An 18,200-nucleotide genomic window follows, 5' to 3' on the forward strand; every position below is an offset into this window, starting at 1 on the left:
AGACGGGTTACGGGGAGGGGACCGCGGCGCGGGGCCGGGCTCGCGGCCGGGTCAGGCTGTTCGGGTCAGCGGCTGAGCCGCCGGAAGCGGCGCACGGCCAGCGGGGTGACCAGGAGCATGACGGCCACCGGCAGGGCCACGGCCACGAGCAGGGCGTTCTCCGCGGGCCAGGCGTCCGAGGGCAGGGACGGGTTGCCGAACAGGTCACGGGCGGCGGTGACCACCGCCGACAGCGGGTTCCACTCGGCGACCGGGGCCAGCCAGGAGGGCATGGCCTCGGACGGGACGAAGCTCGTCGAGAGCATGCTGAGCGGGAACGTCAGCGGGTAGACGATCATGCTCACGGAGTCGGCCGTGGGCAGCACCAGACCCAGCAGCACCCCGAGCCACACCAGGGCCAGCCTGAAGAGCAGCAGCACGCCGACGGCGGCCAGGGCTCCGGAGAGCCCCTCCCCGGCGCGCCAGCCCATCGCGAACCCGACCAGGAGCAGCAGGGCCACCTCCAGGCAGGCGCGCGCCATGTCCGCCAGGGCGCGGGCGCCGAGCAGGGCCGCGGGGGACATGGGCATGGACCGGAAGCGGCTCATCACGTCGCGGGCGGTGTCGCGGGCGATCCCGGAGGCGGTGCCGCCGATGCCGTAGAGCATGACCATCGCCAGCATCGCCGGGACCAGGAACTCGCGGTAGTTCTCCGTGCCCGGGGGCGCCATCACGTCACCGAACACGTAGCCGAACAGGAGCACCACCACCACCGGCATGGTGATCGCGATGGCCGGTTCGAAGGGGTCGCGGACCATGTGCCGGAAGTTGCGGCGGGTCAGCACCAGGGTGTCGGCCCCCGCCTTGCGCAGGCGCTGGGCCCGGGTGGGCCGGCGGGACGGCAGGCTCCCGTGGGCCAGCGGGCGCGGGGCGGACGAGGGGGCGGTGGCGGCGGTCATCGGGACACCTCCTGAGGGGCTTGGCGGGCGCCGTCGTGGTCGGCGGCGGTCGTTCCAGTCAGGCCGAGGAAGACCTCGTCCAGGCTCGGGCGGCGGACGCCGATGTCCTCCACCCGCAGGCCGGAGCCGTCCAGGGCGCGCACGGCCCGGGTCAGCGCCTCCATGCGGTCCTCGGCCGGAACGCTGACGCGCTGCTCGTCGCGGTGCACGCTGGCCCGCGCGGACACGGCCGCGCCCAGGAGCCGCGCGGCGGTGTCCAGGTCGGCGGGGTCGCGCACGACCACGTCGAGGCGGTCGCCGCCCACCTGCGACTTGAGGGAGTCGGGGGTGCCCTCGGCGATGACGCGGCCGTGGTCGATGACGGCGACGGCGTCGGCGAGCTGGTCGGCCTCCTCCAGGTACTGGGTGGTGAGCAGCACGGTCGTTCCGGAGGCGGTCAGGGCGCGCACCGACTCCCAGACCTGGAGGCGGCTGCGGGGGTCCAGCCCGGTGGTGGGCTCGTCCAGGAACAGGACGCCGGGCTCCTGGATGAGGCTGACGGCCAGGTCCAGGCGGCGGCGCATCCCGCCGGAGTAACCGTCGGCGCGGCGGTCGGCGGCCCCGACGAGGTCGAAGCGCTCCAGCAGGGCACGGGCGCGCTCGTCGGCGCCCCGGGGGGTGAGGCCGTACAGGCGGCCGAACATGACGAGGTTCTCGCGCCCGGTGAGGAGTTCGTCGACCGAGGCGTACTGGCCGGTCAGGCCGATCTCGGCGCGCACGCGGTCGGCCTGGGCGAGCACGTCGTACCCGGCGACGCGGGCGTGCCCGGAGTCGGGGCGCAGCAGGGTGGCCAGGACACGCACGGCGGTGGTCTTGCCGGCGCCGTTGGGGCCGAGCAGGCCGAAGACGCTCCCGGCCCCGACGGTCAGGTCGAGGCCGTCCAGGGCGCGGGTGGCCCCGTAGCTCTTGCGCAACCCCTCGGCGCTGATGGCCGGGGTCGTGTGGGACATGGCGGTGTGCTCCATAAACTGTTTATGCCATACATGTATTGGTGTAAGTAATACACAGATCTAGGATGGTGTCAACGACGCAGTCGACGACGGGTGGGGTATGACGGCCGAGCACCAGGGGACGAGCCGGATGGAGCGGGATGTCGAGCTCCTGTGGGGACTGCGCCAGCCCGAATCGCGGAGGGGACCCAAGCCCCGGCTCAGCCGGGAGGCGGTGGTGGAGGCGGCGGTCGCCCTCGCCGACGCCGAGGGCCTGGAGGCCGTGTCCATGCAGCGGGTGGCCAAGGAGCTGGGCTACACCACGATGTCGCTGTACCGGTACGTGGACAGCAAGGAGGACATGCTCGTCCTCATGAGCGACGCGGCCATGGACGGCGATCCGCCCCCGCCGCGCGAGGACGTGGACTGGCGGACCGGCGTGGAGGAGTGGGTCCGCGGGTTGGTCGCGATGTACCGCCGCCACCCGTGGGCGGTCTACCTCTCCCTGAACGGGCCGCCCAGCGGACCCAACGGGTTGCGCTGGATGGAGTCGGGGCTGCGCGAGGTCTCCCGGTCCGGCCTGGACCTCGGCTGGTCGCTCCAGATGCTGACGATGCTGTCCGCCGTCCTGCGCGAGACGGTCCGCATCGAACTGGACATCAGCCGCGCGGCCCGGGCGGCGGGCGGCACGATGGCCGACACCGGGCGCGACTACAGCAGGGGGCTGCGCCGGGTCGTCACCGCGGAGGGGTTCCCCACCATCGACCGGCTGCTCCGGGAGGGGGTTCTGGAGGAGTCCCCGGACACCCCGCGGGAGGACGCGGGCGGACCCGCGGAGGACCTGGACTTCTCCATCCGCCGGATCCTGGACGGCATCGAGGTCTACGTGGAGCGCCAGCGCGCGCAGGAAAAGCCGGAAGGCCCCGCGGGCGCGGGGGAATGAGCGTCGGCGTCCACCCCGCCCCGGCTGCCCCGAGTCGAACGGCCCCGGGCGCGGGGGAGCGGCGGGACCGGCCACCGGGGGCGAAGGGGCCGCGAACGCGCGCGGGTGCTAGCTTCCTGTGCCGTGACAGAGCACCAGGAACAGACCAGGGCGGGCTACGACGGGGTCGTGGAGCTGTACGCGTCGATGTTCGCCGACCGGCTGGAGACGCAGCCGTTCTCGCGCAACATGATCGGTACCTTCGCCGAGCTGGTACGCGCGACGGGGAACCCGCGGGCGGCCGACGTCGGCTGCGGGCCCGGGCACCTGACGGCCATGCTGTGCGAGCTGGGGCTGGACGCCCGCGGGTTCGACCTCTCCCCGGGCATGGTCGAGCACGCCCGGCGGGCCCATTCGGCGCTGCGGTTCGACGAGGCGCGGATGGAGGCACTGCCGGTCGGGGACGGCGCGCTCGGCGGCGTGCTGGCCCACTACTCGATGATCCACACCCCGCCCGGGGAGCTGCCCGCGCTGCTCGCCGAGCAGGTGCGCGTCCTGGCGCCGGGGGGCCTGCTCCTGGCCTCGTTCTTCGCGACCGAGGGACCGGAGCCGGTCCGCTTCGACCACAGGGTGGCGCCCGCCTACAGCTGGCCGGTGGACCGGTTCGCGGAGCTGCTGACCGGGGCGGGGCTGGTGGTGTTCGCCCGGCTGCTCCACGACCCGGCCTCCGAGCGGGGCTTCCTGGACGCCCACGTGCTGGCGCGTCTGCCTTAGGGCGTCCGCCAGCAGGTGCCGGGCGTGTACCGGACGGAACCGTCGCCGGTGCGGCGCGCGTGCCTCTGACCCGCGTCCTGGCGAGGTCGGACCGTCGAACCTCGCTGTAAGTGCAAGACCGCAGTGAAAGGGGAGCGCGCCCCGGCCGCCGGGGCGCGCGCGGTACCGCAGTGCGCGGGCAGCGCGAAGCCGGCGGGGTGGGGACCCCCCTACTACCACGGTAGGCGCGCGCGGGCCGGGCCCACCAGGCCCTTCGCGCGCCTGTGGACGGCTACCGCACCACCACCAGGTGGTGCCGCGACAGCGCGGACACGACCTCCGCCGCCCGCTGGACCTCCGCGCCCGCGCGCTCGGCCAGTTCGGCCACGGTCAGCTCCCGGTGCTCGGCGAGCGCCTCCAGGACCGGTCCGACCACGGCCGGGAACCGGTACCGGCGCCCGCCCACCGTCACGGCCACCCTCTCGCCGTCGTGCGACAGCGGCGGCGGCAGGATCGGCACGAACTCCACCCGCGCGTGCGCGGGCGGCGTCCTCTCCTCCACCGGCCACGGCAGCGAGAACGAGGTCCGGCGCGGGAAGCGCGCGTCCCGCTCGGCCAGGAAGCCGTCCAGGTCCAGCTCCTCGGCCAGCTCCGCCATCCGGGCCGCCAGCGCCCTCTGGTGCTTGCGCCGCACGTCCGGGTCGGCGAAGCGCGGCAGGTCCCTGCGGAACACCTCCTCCTCGAACAGCCGCCGCACCAGCGCGTCCGCCCACTCCACCCCGGTCGCCCGGGTGAAGCCGAAGGTCAGGTGCATGCTCACCCCGCCGGTTCCGGTCACCGTGTGCCACCAGCCGCGCGGCACGTGGATGACCTGGCCCGGCCGCAGCACGCCCTCCCACACCAGGTGCAGCTCGCCGTCGGCGTCACGCGGCGGCGTGTGGGCGTGGTCCACGTCGTTCTTCATCGGGTACGGGCGCGACCCCGGGCCGTGCACCTGCCAGTGCTTGGTCCCCTCCACCTGGACGATCACCGTGTCGTGGTCGTCCCAGTGGGTGTCGAAGCCGCGCGAGCCGCCCCAGATCAGGTACAGGTTGGCCTGCGCGCGCTCGCGCACCAGCCGCATGAGGTCGTCGGCCGCCGCGCCCACCGGCGGGTGCATCCGGTCCACACTGTCCAGGACCAGGCTCGCCCCCTCCCGCAGCTCCCGGTACAGCGCCTCGGGCCGCACCACCCGCCGCGCGCTCCGCGAGGAGGTCGCCGCCTCGGTGTAGCGGTCGGCCGGGACCGGGGACCCGTCCCGGTGCAGGCGCAGTCTGGGCGGCTCGGGGGAGCACGTGGCCAGCAGGTCGTTGAGGTCGTCGAAGGTCAGCAGCGAACGCACCGCGTCCGCGCCCAGGTCGGCGAAGACGAACTCCTCGGACAGGCGCTCGGTGAGGGCCTCCCTTCCCACGACGTCGCTCAGGGTCCGGGTGAACAGGTGGCCGGGATCGGTCATGAGGGGGCGTCCTCTCCGTGCACGGGGGCTGGGCCCCGCCCGACCCGGGGGGACCGGGCCGGGCGGGACGCGATCAGATGAAGTCGGAACTGGAGTCGGTGCCGTCACTGTCGCCACCCGCGGTGATGTCGCGGGAGGTCACCTCGGCCAGGTCCTCGGTCTCGACCTCGATCGGGTCCATACGCACCACACCTCGCTTTCTGTGTGCCGTTTCTCTTGCCAGGGCCGCCTTCCGCGCTCAGCGCGGCGACAGCCCCGTCCGGTGGGCCGCGAACGCGTGCGCGTCGGCGGCCAGTCCCACCGCCCGGCTGACCGCGCGCGGGCCGTGGCCCACGTCGCGTTCGTACCGGAGCAGGACGGGCGGGCGCCCCTCCTCCCGCGCGGCCGCCGCCAGCAGCGCCGCGCACATCTTGCGCGGGTGGGCGGCGTCGGTGCGGGTGTCACCGTGGAAGCCGGTGAGCAGGACGCTGGGGAAGCGCCGTCCCGGCCCGTCCCCGGCGCCCTCCAGCGCCCGGTGGTAGGGGGAGTAGGACATCAGGGCGGCGAAGTCGTCGGGGTCGGCGGCGGTGCCGAACTCGCGGGTCCACATCCGGCCCAGGCCCATCCGCTCGAACCGGGCCATGTCCGCCAGCGGCGCGGAGGCGATCACCGCCCCGCACAGGTCCGGGCGCGCGGTCGCGGCGGCCAGGACGAGCAGCCCGCCCGCCGAGCCGCCCGACAGGCACAGCTGTTCGCGGGTGCACATCCCCGCTCCGACCAGGGCCGCCGCCGCGGCCACCAGGTCCTCCACGGCGCGCGGCTTGTCGCGGCCCGAACCGGCCAGGTGCCAGTCGCGGCCCGCGTCCCCGCCGCCGCGCACGTGGGCGACGGCGTACCGGCCGCCCGAGAGCAGCCAGGCCAGCACGGTCGCGCTGAACCCGAACTGGCGCGGGCGCCCGAAGCCGCCGTAGGCGTGCAGGAGGGTCGGCTCGGGGATCAGCCCGCTGCCGGGCGCGGCGTGGTCGCCGCCCGCGGCGGTGAACACGGTCACCGGTACCCGCGTGCCGTCCGCGGAGCGGCACCAGACCACCGAGCGCTCCACGTCCGGGGAGGGCGGGGCCCCGGCGGCGCCGGGCGGCCAGGGGCGCGGGGTGCGCTCCCCGGGGGCCAGTCGCAGGACCCGCTGCTGGGTGGCCACGTCCGCGTACCCCAGGTACACCGACCCGTCGGGCGCCGTCTCCGGCGCGGAGACCATCCCCTCCCCGGGCAGGTCCACCGTGTACAGGAGCCCGCCGGTGCGGGTGTCGTGGACGGCCGCGGCGCTGATCCCCAGGCGGGTGCGCGCGACGAACAGGGCGGTGCCGCCCTCGGGTCCGGCGGGGCAGGGCGCGAAGGCGTCCAGGGTCGCCCCGTCCTCCTCGGGCACCACCTCGCGCCAGTGCCCCACCCCCGGCTCCTCGGGGGAGACCGCGCAGATCCGCCGCCAGGGCGCGCCCAGGGTGGTGCGCAGGTACAGGAGGCCGTCCGGACCCAGCCGGGCCTCTGTCTCGGCCTCCTCGCCCACCTGGACGGGCCGCAGCGGGGACCGCTCGGGGAGGTCGGCCGGGCCGGTCTCACAGGTCGGGGCGCTCGGGTCGGCCGGAGCCGCGGGTCGGTGCGGGCCGGTCAGGTCGGCCAACCACAGGTCGGTGCGGTGCCCGGTGCCGTGGCTCTCGGACACCAGCAGCCACCGGCTCCCCAGGACGCGCACCCCGGGCACGGTTCCGGACGCCGCGCAGGCGTGGACCAGCGTCTCGGTGCCGTCGAGGACCCGGCGCAGCCACACGCCGCGCACGCCCCTGGCGCCGTCGCGGCGCACGTAGTAGAAGGCGGGGACGCCCCGGGGCGCCCAGGCCACATGGGAGTAGCGCACTCCGGGCACGGCGGGGCCCACCGGCTCCCCGCTGGCCGTGTCGATCACTCGCAGGGCACCGCGCTCCACGCCCCCCGACGAGGTCTGCACGGCGACCAGCCCCCCGTCGGGGGAGGGTTCCCAGGCGTCCAGGGTGGTGTGTCCGGCGGGGTCCTCGGCCACGGGGTCGTAGACGGTGCGCGGCGGGCCGTCCCCGCTCAGGACCACCAGGCGGGGGTGCTCGCCTCCGGCCGGGCGCACGGTGGCGAACACCGCGCCGGGCCGGTGCACCGGCGGGCTCCACAGGTCGGTGTCCACCAGGGAGCGGATGAGCCCGGCCAGGCGGTCGCGCAGGGGCCAGGTGAGCGCCTCGGCAGCGTACTCGCGGCCCCGCTCCTCCAGCCAGCGCAGTGTCCGGGGGGAGTCGGCGGACTCCAGCCACCGGTAGGGGTCGGGCACGGGTCGGCCGTGCAGGACGTCGACGGCGGGCTCGGGCTCGGGCTCGGACTCGGTGACGAGAGCGGCTCCGGGGGCTCGGTTGGACACCACACAATCGTTGGGGTGCGCTCATCCGGGGGTCAAGAAACAGATGCCTTGCCCGCAGGTGCGCGACTGTGTCCTCGGAGCAAGGTTTGCCCCGGTACGGACTGGATAAGGTCCGCGCCCCGCCGGGCCCGTTCCCGCGGGTGCGCGACGGTGGTCGAGATCACCTGCCCCACCTGTCCTGCCCGCCTCACCTGCCCCGCCGGTCGCGCGGGTGCGTTCCACCGCGCCCTCGGGGACCCCGCGCACGGGTGCGCCCCGCCGGGCCCCTCCCGGAGGAGGGGAAGAGGGCCCGGCGGGGCGCTGGGGGAGGGGCTCAGACGTTGTCGGGGTGGCCGATGGCCAGGCCGCTCTGCGGGTCGAAGAAGTGCAGCTGGCTCACGTCCACCGACAGGCTGACCGGCTGACCCGGGCGCACGCTGCTGCGGGGGCTGACCCGGGCGGTGAACAGCGAGGTGTTGCCGCCCAGCGGCAGGCCGTCGCCCTCACCCTCCTCACCCGCGGCGTCCTTGGCCAGGGCGGCGGCGTCCTCGTGGCGCACCGGCGGGGCGTCCACGGTGAAGATCACGTTGATCTCCGTGCCCAGCTCCTCGGTCACGCTCGCCTTGACCTGGATCTGCGGGTCGCCGTTGCCGTCCAGGTCGGCGTCGTTGAAGTCCGAGGGGCGGATGCCCAGGATGAGGCTGCGGCCCAGGTAGTCGCGCAGGCCCTGGCGCGCCTCCAGGACGCTCGCCGGGACCGGCAGCTTGTGCTCGGCGAAGGTGAGCACCGCGCCGTCGCCCTCGGCGACCAGCTCGGCGTCGACGAAGTTCATCGCCGGGGAGCCGATGAACCCGGCCACGAACAGGTTGACGGGGGCGTCGAACAGGCGCTTGGGGGTGTCCACCTGCTGGAGGCGCCCGTCGCGCATCACCGCGACCCGGTCGCCCAGGGTCATGGCCTCGATCTGGTCGTGGGTGACGTAGATGGTGGTGACGCCCAGGCGCTCGTGGAGCTGGTTGAGGGAGGCGCGCATCTGCACGCGCAGCTTGGCGTCCAGGTTGGACAGCGGCTCGTCCATGAGGAACGCGCGCGGCTCGCGCACGATCGCGCGGCCCATGGCCACACGCTGGCGCTGACCGCCGGAGAGGGCGCCCGGCTTGCGCTTGAGGTAGGTCTCCAGGCCCAGCATCTCGGCCGCCTCCTTGACACGGCGCGCGATCTCGGGCTTGGCCACCTTGCGCAGCTTGAGGCCGAAGGCCAGGTTCTGCTCGACGGTCATGTGGGGGTAGAGCGCGTAGTTCTGGAAGACCATCGCGATGTCGCGGTCCTTGGGCGGGCGGTCGTTGACGATCTCGTCGCCGATGACCAGCGTGCCGCCCGTGATCTCCTCCAGGCCCGCGATCATGCGCAGCGCGGTGGACTTGCCGCAGCCGGAGGGGCCGACGAGCACCATGAACTCGCCGTCCTCGATCTTCAGGTTCAGGTTGTCGACGGCCTTGACGTCGCCGCCGTAGATCTTGTCAACGCCATCGAGGACGATCTCCGCCATGGTTGTCAGCTCCCGGGCCGGGGTCGAGATGTGGGGTGACGCGGATCATCGGGGCGTCCGCGCCGCCGACCTGGAACTTTCGCAATTGATCGAACCAGGCCGTTGTGCTGATCACATCAGACATGATCCTGATCGAAAAGTCCATACTTGAGTCGATGTCGATCCGATTGCGGTCAGACACAAACCCCGTCCGCCCAGCTGGCGTGGCGGCCCCAGGTGCGTTAGCCTGTCCGACGGTTCCTTCCTTTCTCCCCTCCACGCCCTCGGGGCGGCGGCCACGACACGGCAGCCGGGTTGAGGCATCGGGTCGGGGAGTCTGGGTAACCTAACGACCAGTCCAGCACTGGACGGACCGGTTGTGCGGCCCCCACTCGTCCGATCGGACGCTGCATCACGCGCCAGGTGCAGCTGGGATCGGGTGAGGGGTGGAGTACCGCGACCGGGCGGGGGGTTGGACCCGGAAAAGGCCCGAACATCCAGTAGACAACGGTCTTCCGAGCTCGCCGCCGACGGGACGGAGCCGGTCCGAAGGGTGGCTCGGGCCTTTTCCGCGTCCCCCCATATGCTGACCGCGAGCACCTCTCACCAGCAAGCGGAAAGCGAGCACCCCACGTGGTTGCCGAGCACACCGAGCAGGGCAGCGCCCACGGCTCCGACAGACCCTCGCCGGAACCGGCGGGGCGGGAGCGGACGGCGAACCCGGCACGCTCCTTCGCCTCCGCCTTCGCGCCGGGGCACCGCTGGGGACACCGCGATCTGCTGTGGCGGGTGCTCGCCGCGGTCGGATCCGGTCTGGCCCAGCTCTTCGCGCTGCCGCCCTACGGCCTGTGGTGGCTGGGCCCGCTCAGCGCCGCGCTGCTCGCCCTCGCCGTGGCGGGGGCCCGGACGCGCCGCGCGGCCTGGCTCGGCGCCCTGTCCGGGGCCACGCTCATGGTGCCGCTGGTGCACTGGCAGGACATCTTCGGTATCGACGTGTGGCTGCTCATCGCCGGAGCCGAGACCGTCTACTTCCTGCCCATGGCGATGGGCCTGGCGTTGGCCATGCGCCTGCCCGGCTGGCCGCTGTGGACCGCGGCCCTGTGGGTGGCCCAGGAGGCCGTGCGCGCCCGCTGGCCGCTGGGCGGCTTCCCCTGGGGCAAGCTCGCCTTCGCCCAGCCCGACACGCCCTTCGTCGGCTACGCCGCCCTCGGCTCCTCCGCCCTGGTGACCTTCGCGGTCGCCCTCACCGGCGGCCTGCTGCTGTGGAGCGCGCTGCGCCTGGCGGGCGCCCGTCGGACCGGACACGGTGATCAGGACGACCGAAACGATCGCAACGCCGCGCACGAGGCGGGCACGGGCCGGGGAGGCCCCGCCCGCACGGGCGGCCCGCTGCGGACCGGCTGGGTCCCGGCCGTCCTCGGGCTGGCCGCCGGAGCGGCCGTCGTCGCCGGCGGCGCCCTGGCCCCCGCGATCGGCCGCCCCGACGTCTCGCACACCGTCACCGTCGGCATGGTCCAGGGCAACGTCCCCAACGTCGGACAGATGTCCGTCGCGGGCGAGCGCATGCAGGTCCTCAACAACCACGCCGACGGGGTCCACGAGCTCGCCGACGCCGTCCGCGCGGGGGAGTACCCCCAGCCGGACATGGTGCTGCTGCCGGAGAACGCCAGCGACATCGACCCCTTCCGCGACCCCCAGGCGCGCGAGACCATCGACGCCGCCGCGGCCGACGCGGGCGTCCCCCTGCTGTGGGGCATGAGCCGCTTCAACGACGACGGCACCCGCTACGTCAGCAGCGTGGTCTGGGACCCCCGGAGCGGGCCGGGCGAGATCTACGACAAGCGCTACCTCGTCCCGTTCGGCGAGTACGTCCCCTTCCGCGACTTCTTCACGCGGTTCGTGGCCCGTCTCCAGCAGGTCAGCTCCGACGCCGTCCCCGGCACCGAGCCCGGCGCCCTGGACGTGGGCGGCACCACCCTGGCCGTGGGCATCTGCTTCGACGTGGCCTTCGACCTGCCGGTGCGCGAGTCCGTCGCCGCGGGCGGGCAGGTCATCGTGATCCCCACCAACAACGCCAACTACAACTTCACCGGCCAGACCAACCAGCAGCTGGCCATCACCCAGCTGCGCGCTGTCGAGCACGGCCGCCCGGCGGTGGTCGTCTCCACCAGCGGCGTCAGCGCCGTGGTCAACCCCGACGGGAGCCTGGCCTACAGCTCGCCCGAGGCGGTGCCCGACATCCACGTGGCCGAGCTGGAGGCGATGGAGGGCACCACCGTCGCCACCCGCCTCGGCGCCGCGCCGGAGGCGCTCCTGAGCGCCCTGGGGCTGGGAGCGGTGGTCGTGGCGGTGGTCCTGGGCCGCCGTCGCCGCGCCTGAGGGGGACACGCCCGCGCCGCGCCCGGCAGGCACGGGGCCGGCGGAAGGGCTCTGCGCGGGCGCGTGCGGACGCCGAGGACGGCGCATCTGAGGGGCGTTCGCGCGGACGCCCGGCCGGGAAGCACGTGCACGGGGAACCCCGGCGCCCGCGCGCGCGTTCTCTCCTGTAGGGGGAGCTCCCGCCGACGACCCGGAGGATGGTTACGCATGCCGCTGCTGACAGTGCTGGCGCTGATGGCGCTGCCCTTCCTGGAAGTGTGGCTGATGATCGCCGTCGGCGGCTGGATCGGCGTCCCGTGGACGCTGGCCGCGCTGGTCTCGCTGATGGTCCTGGGCGTGGCCGTGCTGCGCCGGGCCGGGACCAGGGCCTTCCGGGACGCGGACCAGGCCATGCGCTCGGGCGAGCAGCCGCGCGGGGGCCTGCTCGACCCGCTCATGCTGATGGCGGGCGGCATCCTGCTCGTGATCCCCGGGTTCATCACCGCCGTGCTCGGCCTGCTGATGGTCCTGCCCTTCACCCGGCCCGTCCTGCGCTGGGCCTTCGCCTCGTGGGCGCGGCGCCGCGTGCGCGGGATGCAGGAGCGGATGAACGAGGAGTTCGTCGTCCGCGGGTCCACCGCCCCCGGCCCGGGGGCGGGTCCGGCCGCGGGGCCGTTCGGTCCCGGCCAGAGCCCGTTCGGCCCCCGCAGCGACGGGGACGCCGCCCCGGAGAACCGCGGCCGCGTCATCCAGGGCCGGTTCGAGCCCCGCGACGACGACAAGGACTGACGACGCCCACCGCGCTGACGGTCCTCACGAGCCGACAGCGCTCACCGCGCCGACGGCCCCGCCCGCGCTCAGCGCGGGCGCGGCCGTCGACGGGCTGGGGGGAAGGCGCTGGTGTCAGTCCCGGCCGTGGAAGCGGGCCTGGAGCGACCGCACCCGCGTGACCAGGGAGTCCACCGGCCCCTCCACCGCGATTCCGGGCACGATCTCGCCGACCGGCAGGGGCCGCACCGGTGCCGGGGGCACGCCCCACTCCTCCAGCCACGAGACGAGCTGCGCCGAGGAGCTCGCGTACACGATCCGGCCCAGCCCCGCCCAGCCGTGGGCGGCCGAGCACATGGGGCAGTGCTCCCCGGAGGTGTAGACGGTCGCCGCCGCCCGCTCGCCGGGGCTCACGCGGGTGGCCGACCACCGGGCGATGGCGAACTCCGGATGCTGCGTCGGGTCGCCGCCGGCGACGCGGTTGCGGTCCTCGAAGAGCACCGTCCCCTCCCCGGACACCAGCACCGAGCCGAAGGGCTCGTCACCCGCCTCCAGGGACTCCTCGGCCAGATCGACCGCGCGCCGCAGGTGGCGCATGTCGGTTTCGCTCAGCATGTCCTGCCTCTCTCCCTCTCCAGGCCCCGCCGTGGACCCCGAGCGGACTGCCCCCGCGCGACCGGGCCTTCCGGGGCCGTACTCCGGGGACCGCGCCTTCCGGGTCCGTGCTTTCCAGGATGGGGCCTCCCCCGGCCGCGCCCCGCAACCGGGTCCCGGAGCGAAGACCGGTGTCACCCCGCCCTGCGCACGCGCTCTCACCGGGGCGGGGCGCCGGGGGGACCGGGGTGCCTGTACCCGGCCCCTCCGCCTCCCGGAGAACCGCTGTCACACCGGCTCCGGGGTGCGCTCCTCGGCCTCGCGCTCGTCCTCCCCCTCCGCCGCACGCGCCTCCGAGCGGGCCACCATCCGGTCGTCCACCACCCGGATCACCGTGATCACCACGATCGCCACACCGGCCACGGCCAGACCGGTCAGCACCTTGGTCGGGTCGCTCACGTCCAGGTCGAAGAACCACTGCCCCAGCGGTGTCACCATCGCCAGCGTCAACAGGCCCACCATGGAGCCCACCATCAGCACCTTCCACCACACGTACGGCTTGGCCACCAGCAGCAGCACCCACAGCGTCGTCGCGCACAGCGTGATGACCACCGCGGTCCGGTCGGCCGGGTCGGGCACCGTCCGGCCGCCCAGCACCAGCAGGTAGGTCGTCACCGCGGCGAAGCCCGCCACCATGCCCGAGGGGATCGCCAGCCGCAGCGTCCGCATCACGAACCCCGGACGGGCGATGTCGGTGTTGGGCGCCAGCGCCAGGAAGAACGACGGGATACCGAACGTCACCGCGTTGATGAGCGTCGCGTGGCGCGGGAAGAAGGGGTAGGCCACCGCCAGCAGGCCCACGATGATCGCCAGCGTCATCGTGTACACGGTCTTGGTCAGGAACAGGTTGGCCACCCGCTCGATGTTGCCGATGACCCGTCGGCCCTCGGCCACCACGCGCGGCAGCACCGCGAACCGGTTGTCCAGCAGCACCAGCTGGGCCACCGACCGCGACGCCGGGCTCCCCGAGCCCATCGCCACGCCGATGTCGGCCTCCTTCAGCGCCAGCACGTCGTTGACGCCGTCACCGGTCATCGCCACCGTGTGCCCGCGTTCGCGCAGGCCCCTGACCATGTCGCGCTTGCGCTCGGGCGTCACCCGGCCGAAGGCCGAGCGCCGCTCCACCTCGCGGGCCAGCTCGTCGCCGTCCTCCGACAGCGCCCGCGCGTCCACCGGCTGGTCCGCGCCCGGCAGCCCCAGCTCACGGCCCACCGCGCCCACCGACGCCGCGTGGTCGCCCGAGACGATCTTGACGTCCACACCCTGGTCCTCGAAGTAGTCCAGGGTCGGACCGGCGTCCTCGCGCAGCCTCTGGTCCAGCACCACCAGGGCCGCCGGCAGCACGGTCCCGGGGGCCTCGTCGGAGTCCACCCGCGCCGACGCGCGGGCCAGCAGCAGCACCCGGTGGCCCTGCGCGCCCAGCCGGGCCGCCTCGGCCGCCGCCGGGTCCCGCGGGGAGACCAGCACGTCGGCCGCGCCCAGCACCCAGTGCTCCTCGCCGCCGGAGGCCAGGAAGCTGGCCCCGCTCCACTTGCGGGCGGACGAGAACGGCGCCAGCGCCGTGACCGTCCAGTCGGGAGCCGTCTGGCCCGCGGCCTCGCACCCGCGCGCGATCGCCGCCATGCTCGCGTTGTGGTCGGGGTCGCTGGCCGCCAGCGCAGCCAGCACGAGCGAGGGGGAGTCCTCCCCGCCGTGCCCGCCCAGGTCGCGGATCCCGGCCAGCTTCATGCCCGCCTCGGTCAGCGTGCCCGTCTTGTCGGTGCACACCACGTCCACACGGGCCAGGCCCTCGATCGCGGGCAGCTCCTGCACCAGGCACTTGTGCCTCCCCAGCCGGATCACCCCGACCGCGAACGCGATGCTGGTGAGCAGGACCAGGCCCTCGGGGATCATCGACACCAGGGCCGCGACCATGCTGCGCAGGGCGTCCGCCAGCGGGCCGGAGATCTGGCCGCCCGACGTCGACTCCTCCAGGCCCACGTGCCCGCCCAGGACCAGTTGGCTGTAGATCAGCAGGGCGCCGATCGGGAACAGCGCGTAGGTGATCCAGGTCAGGATGCGGTTGATGCCCGACCGCAGCTCCGAGTGCACCAGTGAGAAGCGGCTCGCCTCCTCGGCCAGCCGCGCCGCGTAGGCGTGCCGCCCCACCTTGGTGGCCCGGAACCGGCCGGTGCCCGCCACCACGAAGCTGCCCGACATCACCGTGTCCCCGGGCCGCTTGACCACCGGGTCGGCCTCGCCGGTCAGCAGCGACTCGTCGACCTCCAGCCCCCCGGCCCAGGTGACGGTGCCGTCGACCACGATCTGGTCGCCCACGCCCACTTCCAGGACCTCGTCCAGGACGATCTCCTGCGTGGCCACGTGCACGGTGGCGCCGTCGCGCACCACCCGGGGCCGGGCGGCGTTGACGATGGCGAGCTTGTCCAGGGTGCGCTTGGCCCGCAGCTCCTGGACGATGCCGATCAGCGTGTTGAAGAGGATGACCATCGCGAACAGCCCGTCCTGCACCGGGCCGATCACCGCGATGATCGAGAACAGCACCGCGACCATGGCGTTGATCCGGGTGAACACGTTGCCGCGGATGATCTGGCCGACCGTGCGGCTCGCGCGCACCGGCACGTCGTTGGTCCGCCCCGCCGAGACCCGCTCGGCGACCTGCTGGCTGCTCAGCCCCGTCTCGGGCGGAGGGCCCGCCGGGCCGCTGGGGCCTGCGGGGGCGGGCTCGGCGGAGGCCCCGGCGGGGGCTCCGGCCGTCTCGGGGGCGCCGCCGCCCGCCTGTGGTCCGGGGACGGCGGAAGCCGCGTCCCGCGGCCTGTCCGCGGTGCTGTCCGCACCGCCGTCGGTCCGGTCGGGTTGCTCGGGCACGCACTACTCCTGTGTGGTCCGGGAAACGAGACGGGCGGGAGGCGCCTTGGACGCGGCATCCGCCCCGCACACGCGAAGGGGGAGGGAGACTACAGACTAGAAGACTCCCGGGCCGGGAACAGGCACACCGTCCCCCGGACCCGGGGTGGTGCCCGCACCACCCCGGGCCCGCGCGGAGCACCACCGGGGGCACCCTCCGGGTACGGTTGCGTCTACCTCCTGTCCACATCCCCGTTCCGCCCGCACCGTCGCGGGGACCGCACCACACCGGGGACCCACAGCAAAGGTCACAAGGTCGTCATGTGCACTGTCATCGTCGGCTTCGACCCCGGCGCGGACACGCCCCTGGTCATCGCCGCGCTCAGGGACGAGATGTCCTCCCGGCCCTGGGACGGGCCCGCCCGGCACTGGCCCGACCGGCCCGACCTCGTCGGCGGCCGGGACCGCCTCGCGGGCGGCACCTGGCTGGCGGTGGACCCCACGGGCCCGCGCACGGCGGCCCTGCTCAACGGCTGGCCCTGGGACGGGCGCATGCCCTGGGAGGGCACCTACCCGGCCAGCCGGGGCGAACTGCCGCTGCGCGCCCTCGCGCAGGCGGGCAGGAACCCGGGCCGCGACCCTCTGCACGGCGACGACCCCACCCTCTACGCGCCCTTCCACCTGCTGGACGCCGACGCCCGCCGGGCCGGACTGCACAGCTGGGACGGCCGGTGCCTGGACACCCGTCCGCTTCCGGTCGGCGTGAGCATGGTGGTCAACACCGGACTGAACCCGGACGATCCGCGCGCCGCCCGCCACACGCCCGAGTTCGCGCGCACCCGGCCCGAACCGGCCGACCTGTCCCGGGCGAAGGGGGTGGAGGAGATCTGGGGGGAGTGGCCGCGCCTGGTCAACGAGGCCGCCAACTCCGCGCCCCGCTCGGCGGGCCCCGACGAGTCCGGCGACCCGACGGGCCTGGTCGCCCGCGCCGACCTCGGCGGGGGCAGGACGTGGGAGACCGGGTCGGTGACCCTGCTCGCCATGGACCGCGAGACCGTGCGCTACGCCTTCACCGACGCCCCGGCCGATCCCGGGGCGTGGCGGATGGTCGACACCTCGGCCCCCCGGTTCTGAGACACGGGGGCCGAAGGCGCCGCCGGCCGCCCGAGCAGTGGCGGGCGGCGGGGCGCCGCCCGCCGGAGGGGTCGGCGGGCGGCACGGGGTAGGGGTCAGCCGTTCAGGCTCCAGCGCTGGACGGCGCTGCCGTCGCAGTCGGCGATCACCATCCGGGTGCCGTCGCTCTGCGCCCGGCCCTGGGGTTGCAGGCAGCGGCCCGACTGCGGGTTGCGCAGGGCCTGCGTCCCGCTGTCGTGGGTCCACCGCTGCGCGCCGGTCCCGTTGCAGGTCCACAGCTGTACGGGGGTGCCCGCGGCGGTGGCGCCGCCCGCCACGTCCAGGCACTTGTTGAACGCCCGGAACGTGCCGTCGGAGCCCTCGGTCCACTGCTGGGCCTGGTTGCCGTTGCAGTGCGCCAGCTGGATCGGGGTGCCGTCGCCCGTCTGGGCCCCGGCGACGTCGAGGCAGATGCCGTTGGAGGCGGTGATCGTCCCGGTGCCGCCGCCGGGGCCGCCGCCGTCCGAGTAGATCCGGACGTAGTCCACGAGCATCTGCTGGGGGAACTGGGTGGTGCCGTCGGGGTAGCCGGGCCAGTTACCGCCCACGGCGATGTTGAGGATCATGAAGAAGGGCTGGTCGTAGACCCAGGGGTTTCCGCGCGTGTCGGCCGGGGTGTAGGTCTGGTAGGCGTTGCCGTCCACGGACCAGGTGATGGAGCCGGGGCTCCAGTCGATGGCGAAGGTGTGGAAGTCGTCGGCGAAGGACCAGCCCTGCGGGTGCATGTAGGAGCCGGTCAGGGGGTTGCCCCCGGAGTAGCCGGGGCCGTGGAGGGTGCCGTGGACCAGGTGGGGTTCGCGGCCGATGTTCTCCATGATGTCGATCTCGCCGGAGTCGGGCCAGGGGGTGTCGGGGAAGTCGGCGCCGAGCATCCAGAAGGCGGGCCAGATGCCCTGGCCGCGGGGGATCTTGATGCGGGCCTCGATGCGGCCGTAGGCGTGTTCGACCTTGTTCTGGGTGGTCATGCGGGCGGAGGTGTAGCCGCCGTTGGCTTCCCTGCGTGCGGTGATGACGAGGTTGCCGTTGCCGTCGAGGGCGGAGTTGGCGCGGCTGCTGGTGTAGTTCTGGAGTTCGTTGTTGCCCCAGCCGTGGGCGCCGGTCTCGTGGTTCCAGTTGGCGGGGTTGGGGGCGCTTCCGGCGGCGCCGTTGAACTCGTCGGACCACACCAGGGCCGCCGCCTGGGCGGCTTCGGCGGACGCCGGGGCCGCCGTGTCCTCGGGGACGGGGGCGGCCGAGGCGGCCCCGACCGGGATCACGAGCGCGGCTGCGGTGAGGAAGGACAGGGCCGCGGAGGCGAGGGACCTGCGGGGCCGGTGCGCGATGCGCATGGGTTACTCCGGGGGGAAGCCCCGCCGCGGCGGGGCGGTGACGGGCGGAGTCGGCCCGGTGCACGGCGGGCGTGCG

The 18,200-nt window shown here is 74.3% G+C and carries 13 protein-coding genes; 5 read left to right on the top strand and 8 right to left on the bottom strand.

Annotation, left to right across the window (positions count from 1 at the left end; genetic code table 11):
- Nucleotides 1-65 precede the first annotated feature (65 nt).
- Nucleotides 66-938 (bottom strand): ABC transporter permease, encoded by an 873-nt coding sequence (locus UIS43_RS01325; protein WP_071621855.1) that lies wholly within the window; start codon nt 936-938, stop codon nt 66-68.
- Nucleotides 935-1,927, bottom strand: a complete 993-nt coding sequence (locus tag UIS43_RS01330) for an ATP-binding cassette domain-containing protein (RefSeq protein WP_013152562.1) — start codon at nt 1,925-1,927, stop codon at nt 935-937. Before UIS43_RS01330 ends, UIS43_RS01325 begins: the two co-directional genes overlap by 4 nt.
- A 100-nt stretch (nt 1,928-2,027) precedes the next feature.
- Here UIS43_RS01330 and UIS43_RS01335 point away from each other — a divergent pair, with 100 nt between their 5' ends.
- Both UIS43_RS01335 and UIS43_RS01340 read left to right on the top strand, forming a co-directional pair.
- Nucleotides 2,028-2,849 (top strand): TetR/AcrR family transcriptional regulator, encoded by an 822-nt coding sequence (locus UIS43_RS01335; RefSeq protein WP_041552535.1) that lies wholly within the window; start codon nt 2,028-2,030, stop codon nt 2,847-2,849.
- Nucleotides 2,850-2,972: 123 nt separating this feature from the next.
- Nucleotides 2,973-3,602 (top strand): class I SAM-dependent methyltransferase, encoded by a 630-nt coding sequence (locus UIS43_RS01340; protein WP_013152564.1) that lies wholly within the window; start codon nt 2,973-2,975, stop codon nt 3,600-3,602.
- 271 nt (nt 3,603-3,873) lie between these two features.
- On the opposite strand, the gene UIS43_RS01345 is transcribed toward UIS43_RS01340, so the two are convergent.
- From UIS43_RS01345 to UIS43_RS01355, 3 genes are all read right to left on the bottom strand, one after another.
- Nucleotides 3,874-5,076, bottom strand: a complete 1,203-nt coding sequence (locus tag UIS43_RS01345; protein WP_370012206.1) for a JmjC domain-containing protein — start codon at nt 5,074-5,076, stop codon at nt 3,874-3,876.
- 238 nt (nt 5,077-5,314) lie between these two features.
- A complete protein-coding gene (locus tag UIS43_RS01350) occupies nt 5,315-7,495 on the bottom strand; it encodes a prolyl oligopeptidase family serine peptidase (RefSeq protein WP_370012207.1) in 2,181 nt (726 codons plus the stop codon).
- 310 nt (nt 7,496-7,805) lie between these two features.
- A complete protein-coding gene (locus UIS43_RS01355) occupies nt 7,806-9,020 on the bottom strand; it encodes an ABC transporter ATP-binding protein (protein ID WP_013152568.1) in 1,215 nt (404 codons plus the stop codon).
- A 612-nt stretch (nt 9,021-9,632) separates the two neighbouring features.
- Between UIS43_RS01355 and lnt the strand changes: the two genes are divergently transcribed.
- Nucleotides 9,633-11,378 (top strand): apolipoprotein N-acyltransferase, encoded by a 1,746-nt coding sequence (gene lnt, locus UIS43_RS01360; protein ID WP_071621858.1) that lies wholly within the window; start codon nt 9,633-9,635, stop codon nt 11,376-11,378.
- A gap of 207 nt (nt 11,379-11,585) precedes the next feature.
- Complete coding sequence (locus UIS43_RS01365; RefSeq protein ID WP_370012208.1) at nt 11,586-12,146, top strand: FxsA family protein; 561 nt, start codon at nt 11,586-11,588, stop codon at nt 12,144-12,146.
- A gap of 114 nt (nt 12,147-12,260) precedes the next feature.
- On the opposite strand, the gene UIS43_RS01370 is transcribed toward UIS43_RS01365, so the two are convergent.
- Both UIS43_RS01370 and UIS43_RS01375 read right to left on the bottom strand, forming a co-directional pair.
- A complete protein-coding gene (locus tag UIS43_RS01370; protein ID WP_370012209.1) occupies nt 12,261-12,740 on the bottom strand; it encodes a nucleoside deaminase in 480 nt (159 codons plus the stop codon).
- Nucleotides 12,741-13,007: 267 nt separating this feature from the next.
- A complete protein-coding gene (locus UIS43_RS01375) occupies nt 13,008-15,644 on the bottom strand; it encodes an HAD-IC family P-type ATPase (RefSeq protein WP_013152572.1) in 2,637 nt (878 codons plus the stop codon).
- Nucleotides 15,645-15,944: 300 nt separating this feature from the next.
- Between UIS43_RS01375 and UIS43_RS01380 the strand changes: the two genes are divergently transcribed.
- Nucleotides 15,945-16,757: an NRDE family protein gene (locus UIS43_RS01380; protein WP_370012210.1), complete on the top strand. Its 813-nt coding sequence runs from the start codon at nt 15,945-15,947 to the stop codon at nt 16,755-16,757.
- A gap of 95 nt (nt 16,758-16,852) precedes the next feature.
- Here UIS43_RS01380 and UIS43_RS01385 read toward each other — a convergent pair whose 3' ends face one another.
- The gene (locus tag UIS43_RS01385; RefSeq protein WP_370012211.1) at nt 16,853-18,124 is read right to left on the bottom strand and encodes a family 16 glycosylhydrolase; all 1,272 of its coding nucleotides are present in this window, start codon (nt 18,122-18,124) and stop codon (nt 16,853-16,855) included.
- Between the last annotated feature and the right edge of the window lie 76 nt (nt 18,125-18,200).

Source organism: Nocardiopsis sp. LDBS0036 (assembly GCF_041228755.1).
GTDB classification, from domain to species: Bacteria; Actinomycetota; Actinomycetes; order Streptosporangiales; family Streptosporangiaceae; genus Nocardiopsis; species Nocardiopsis dassonvillei.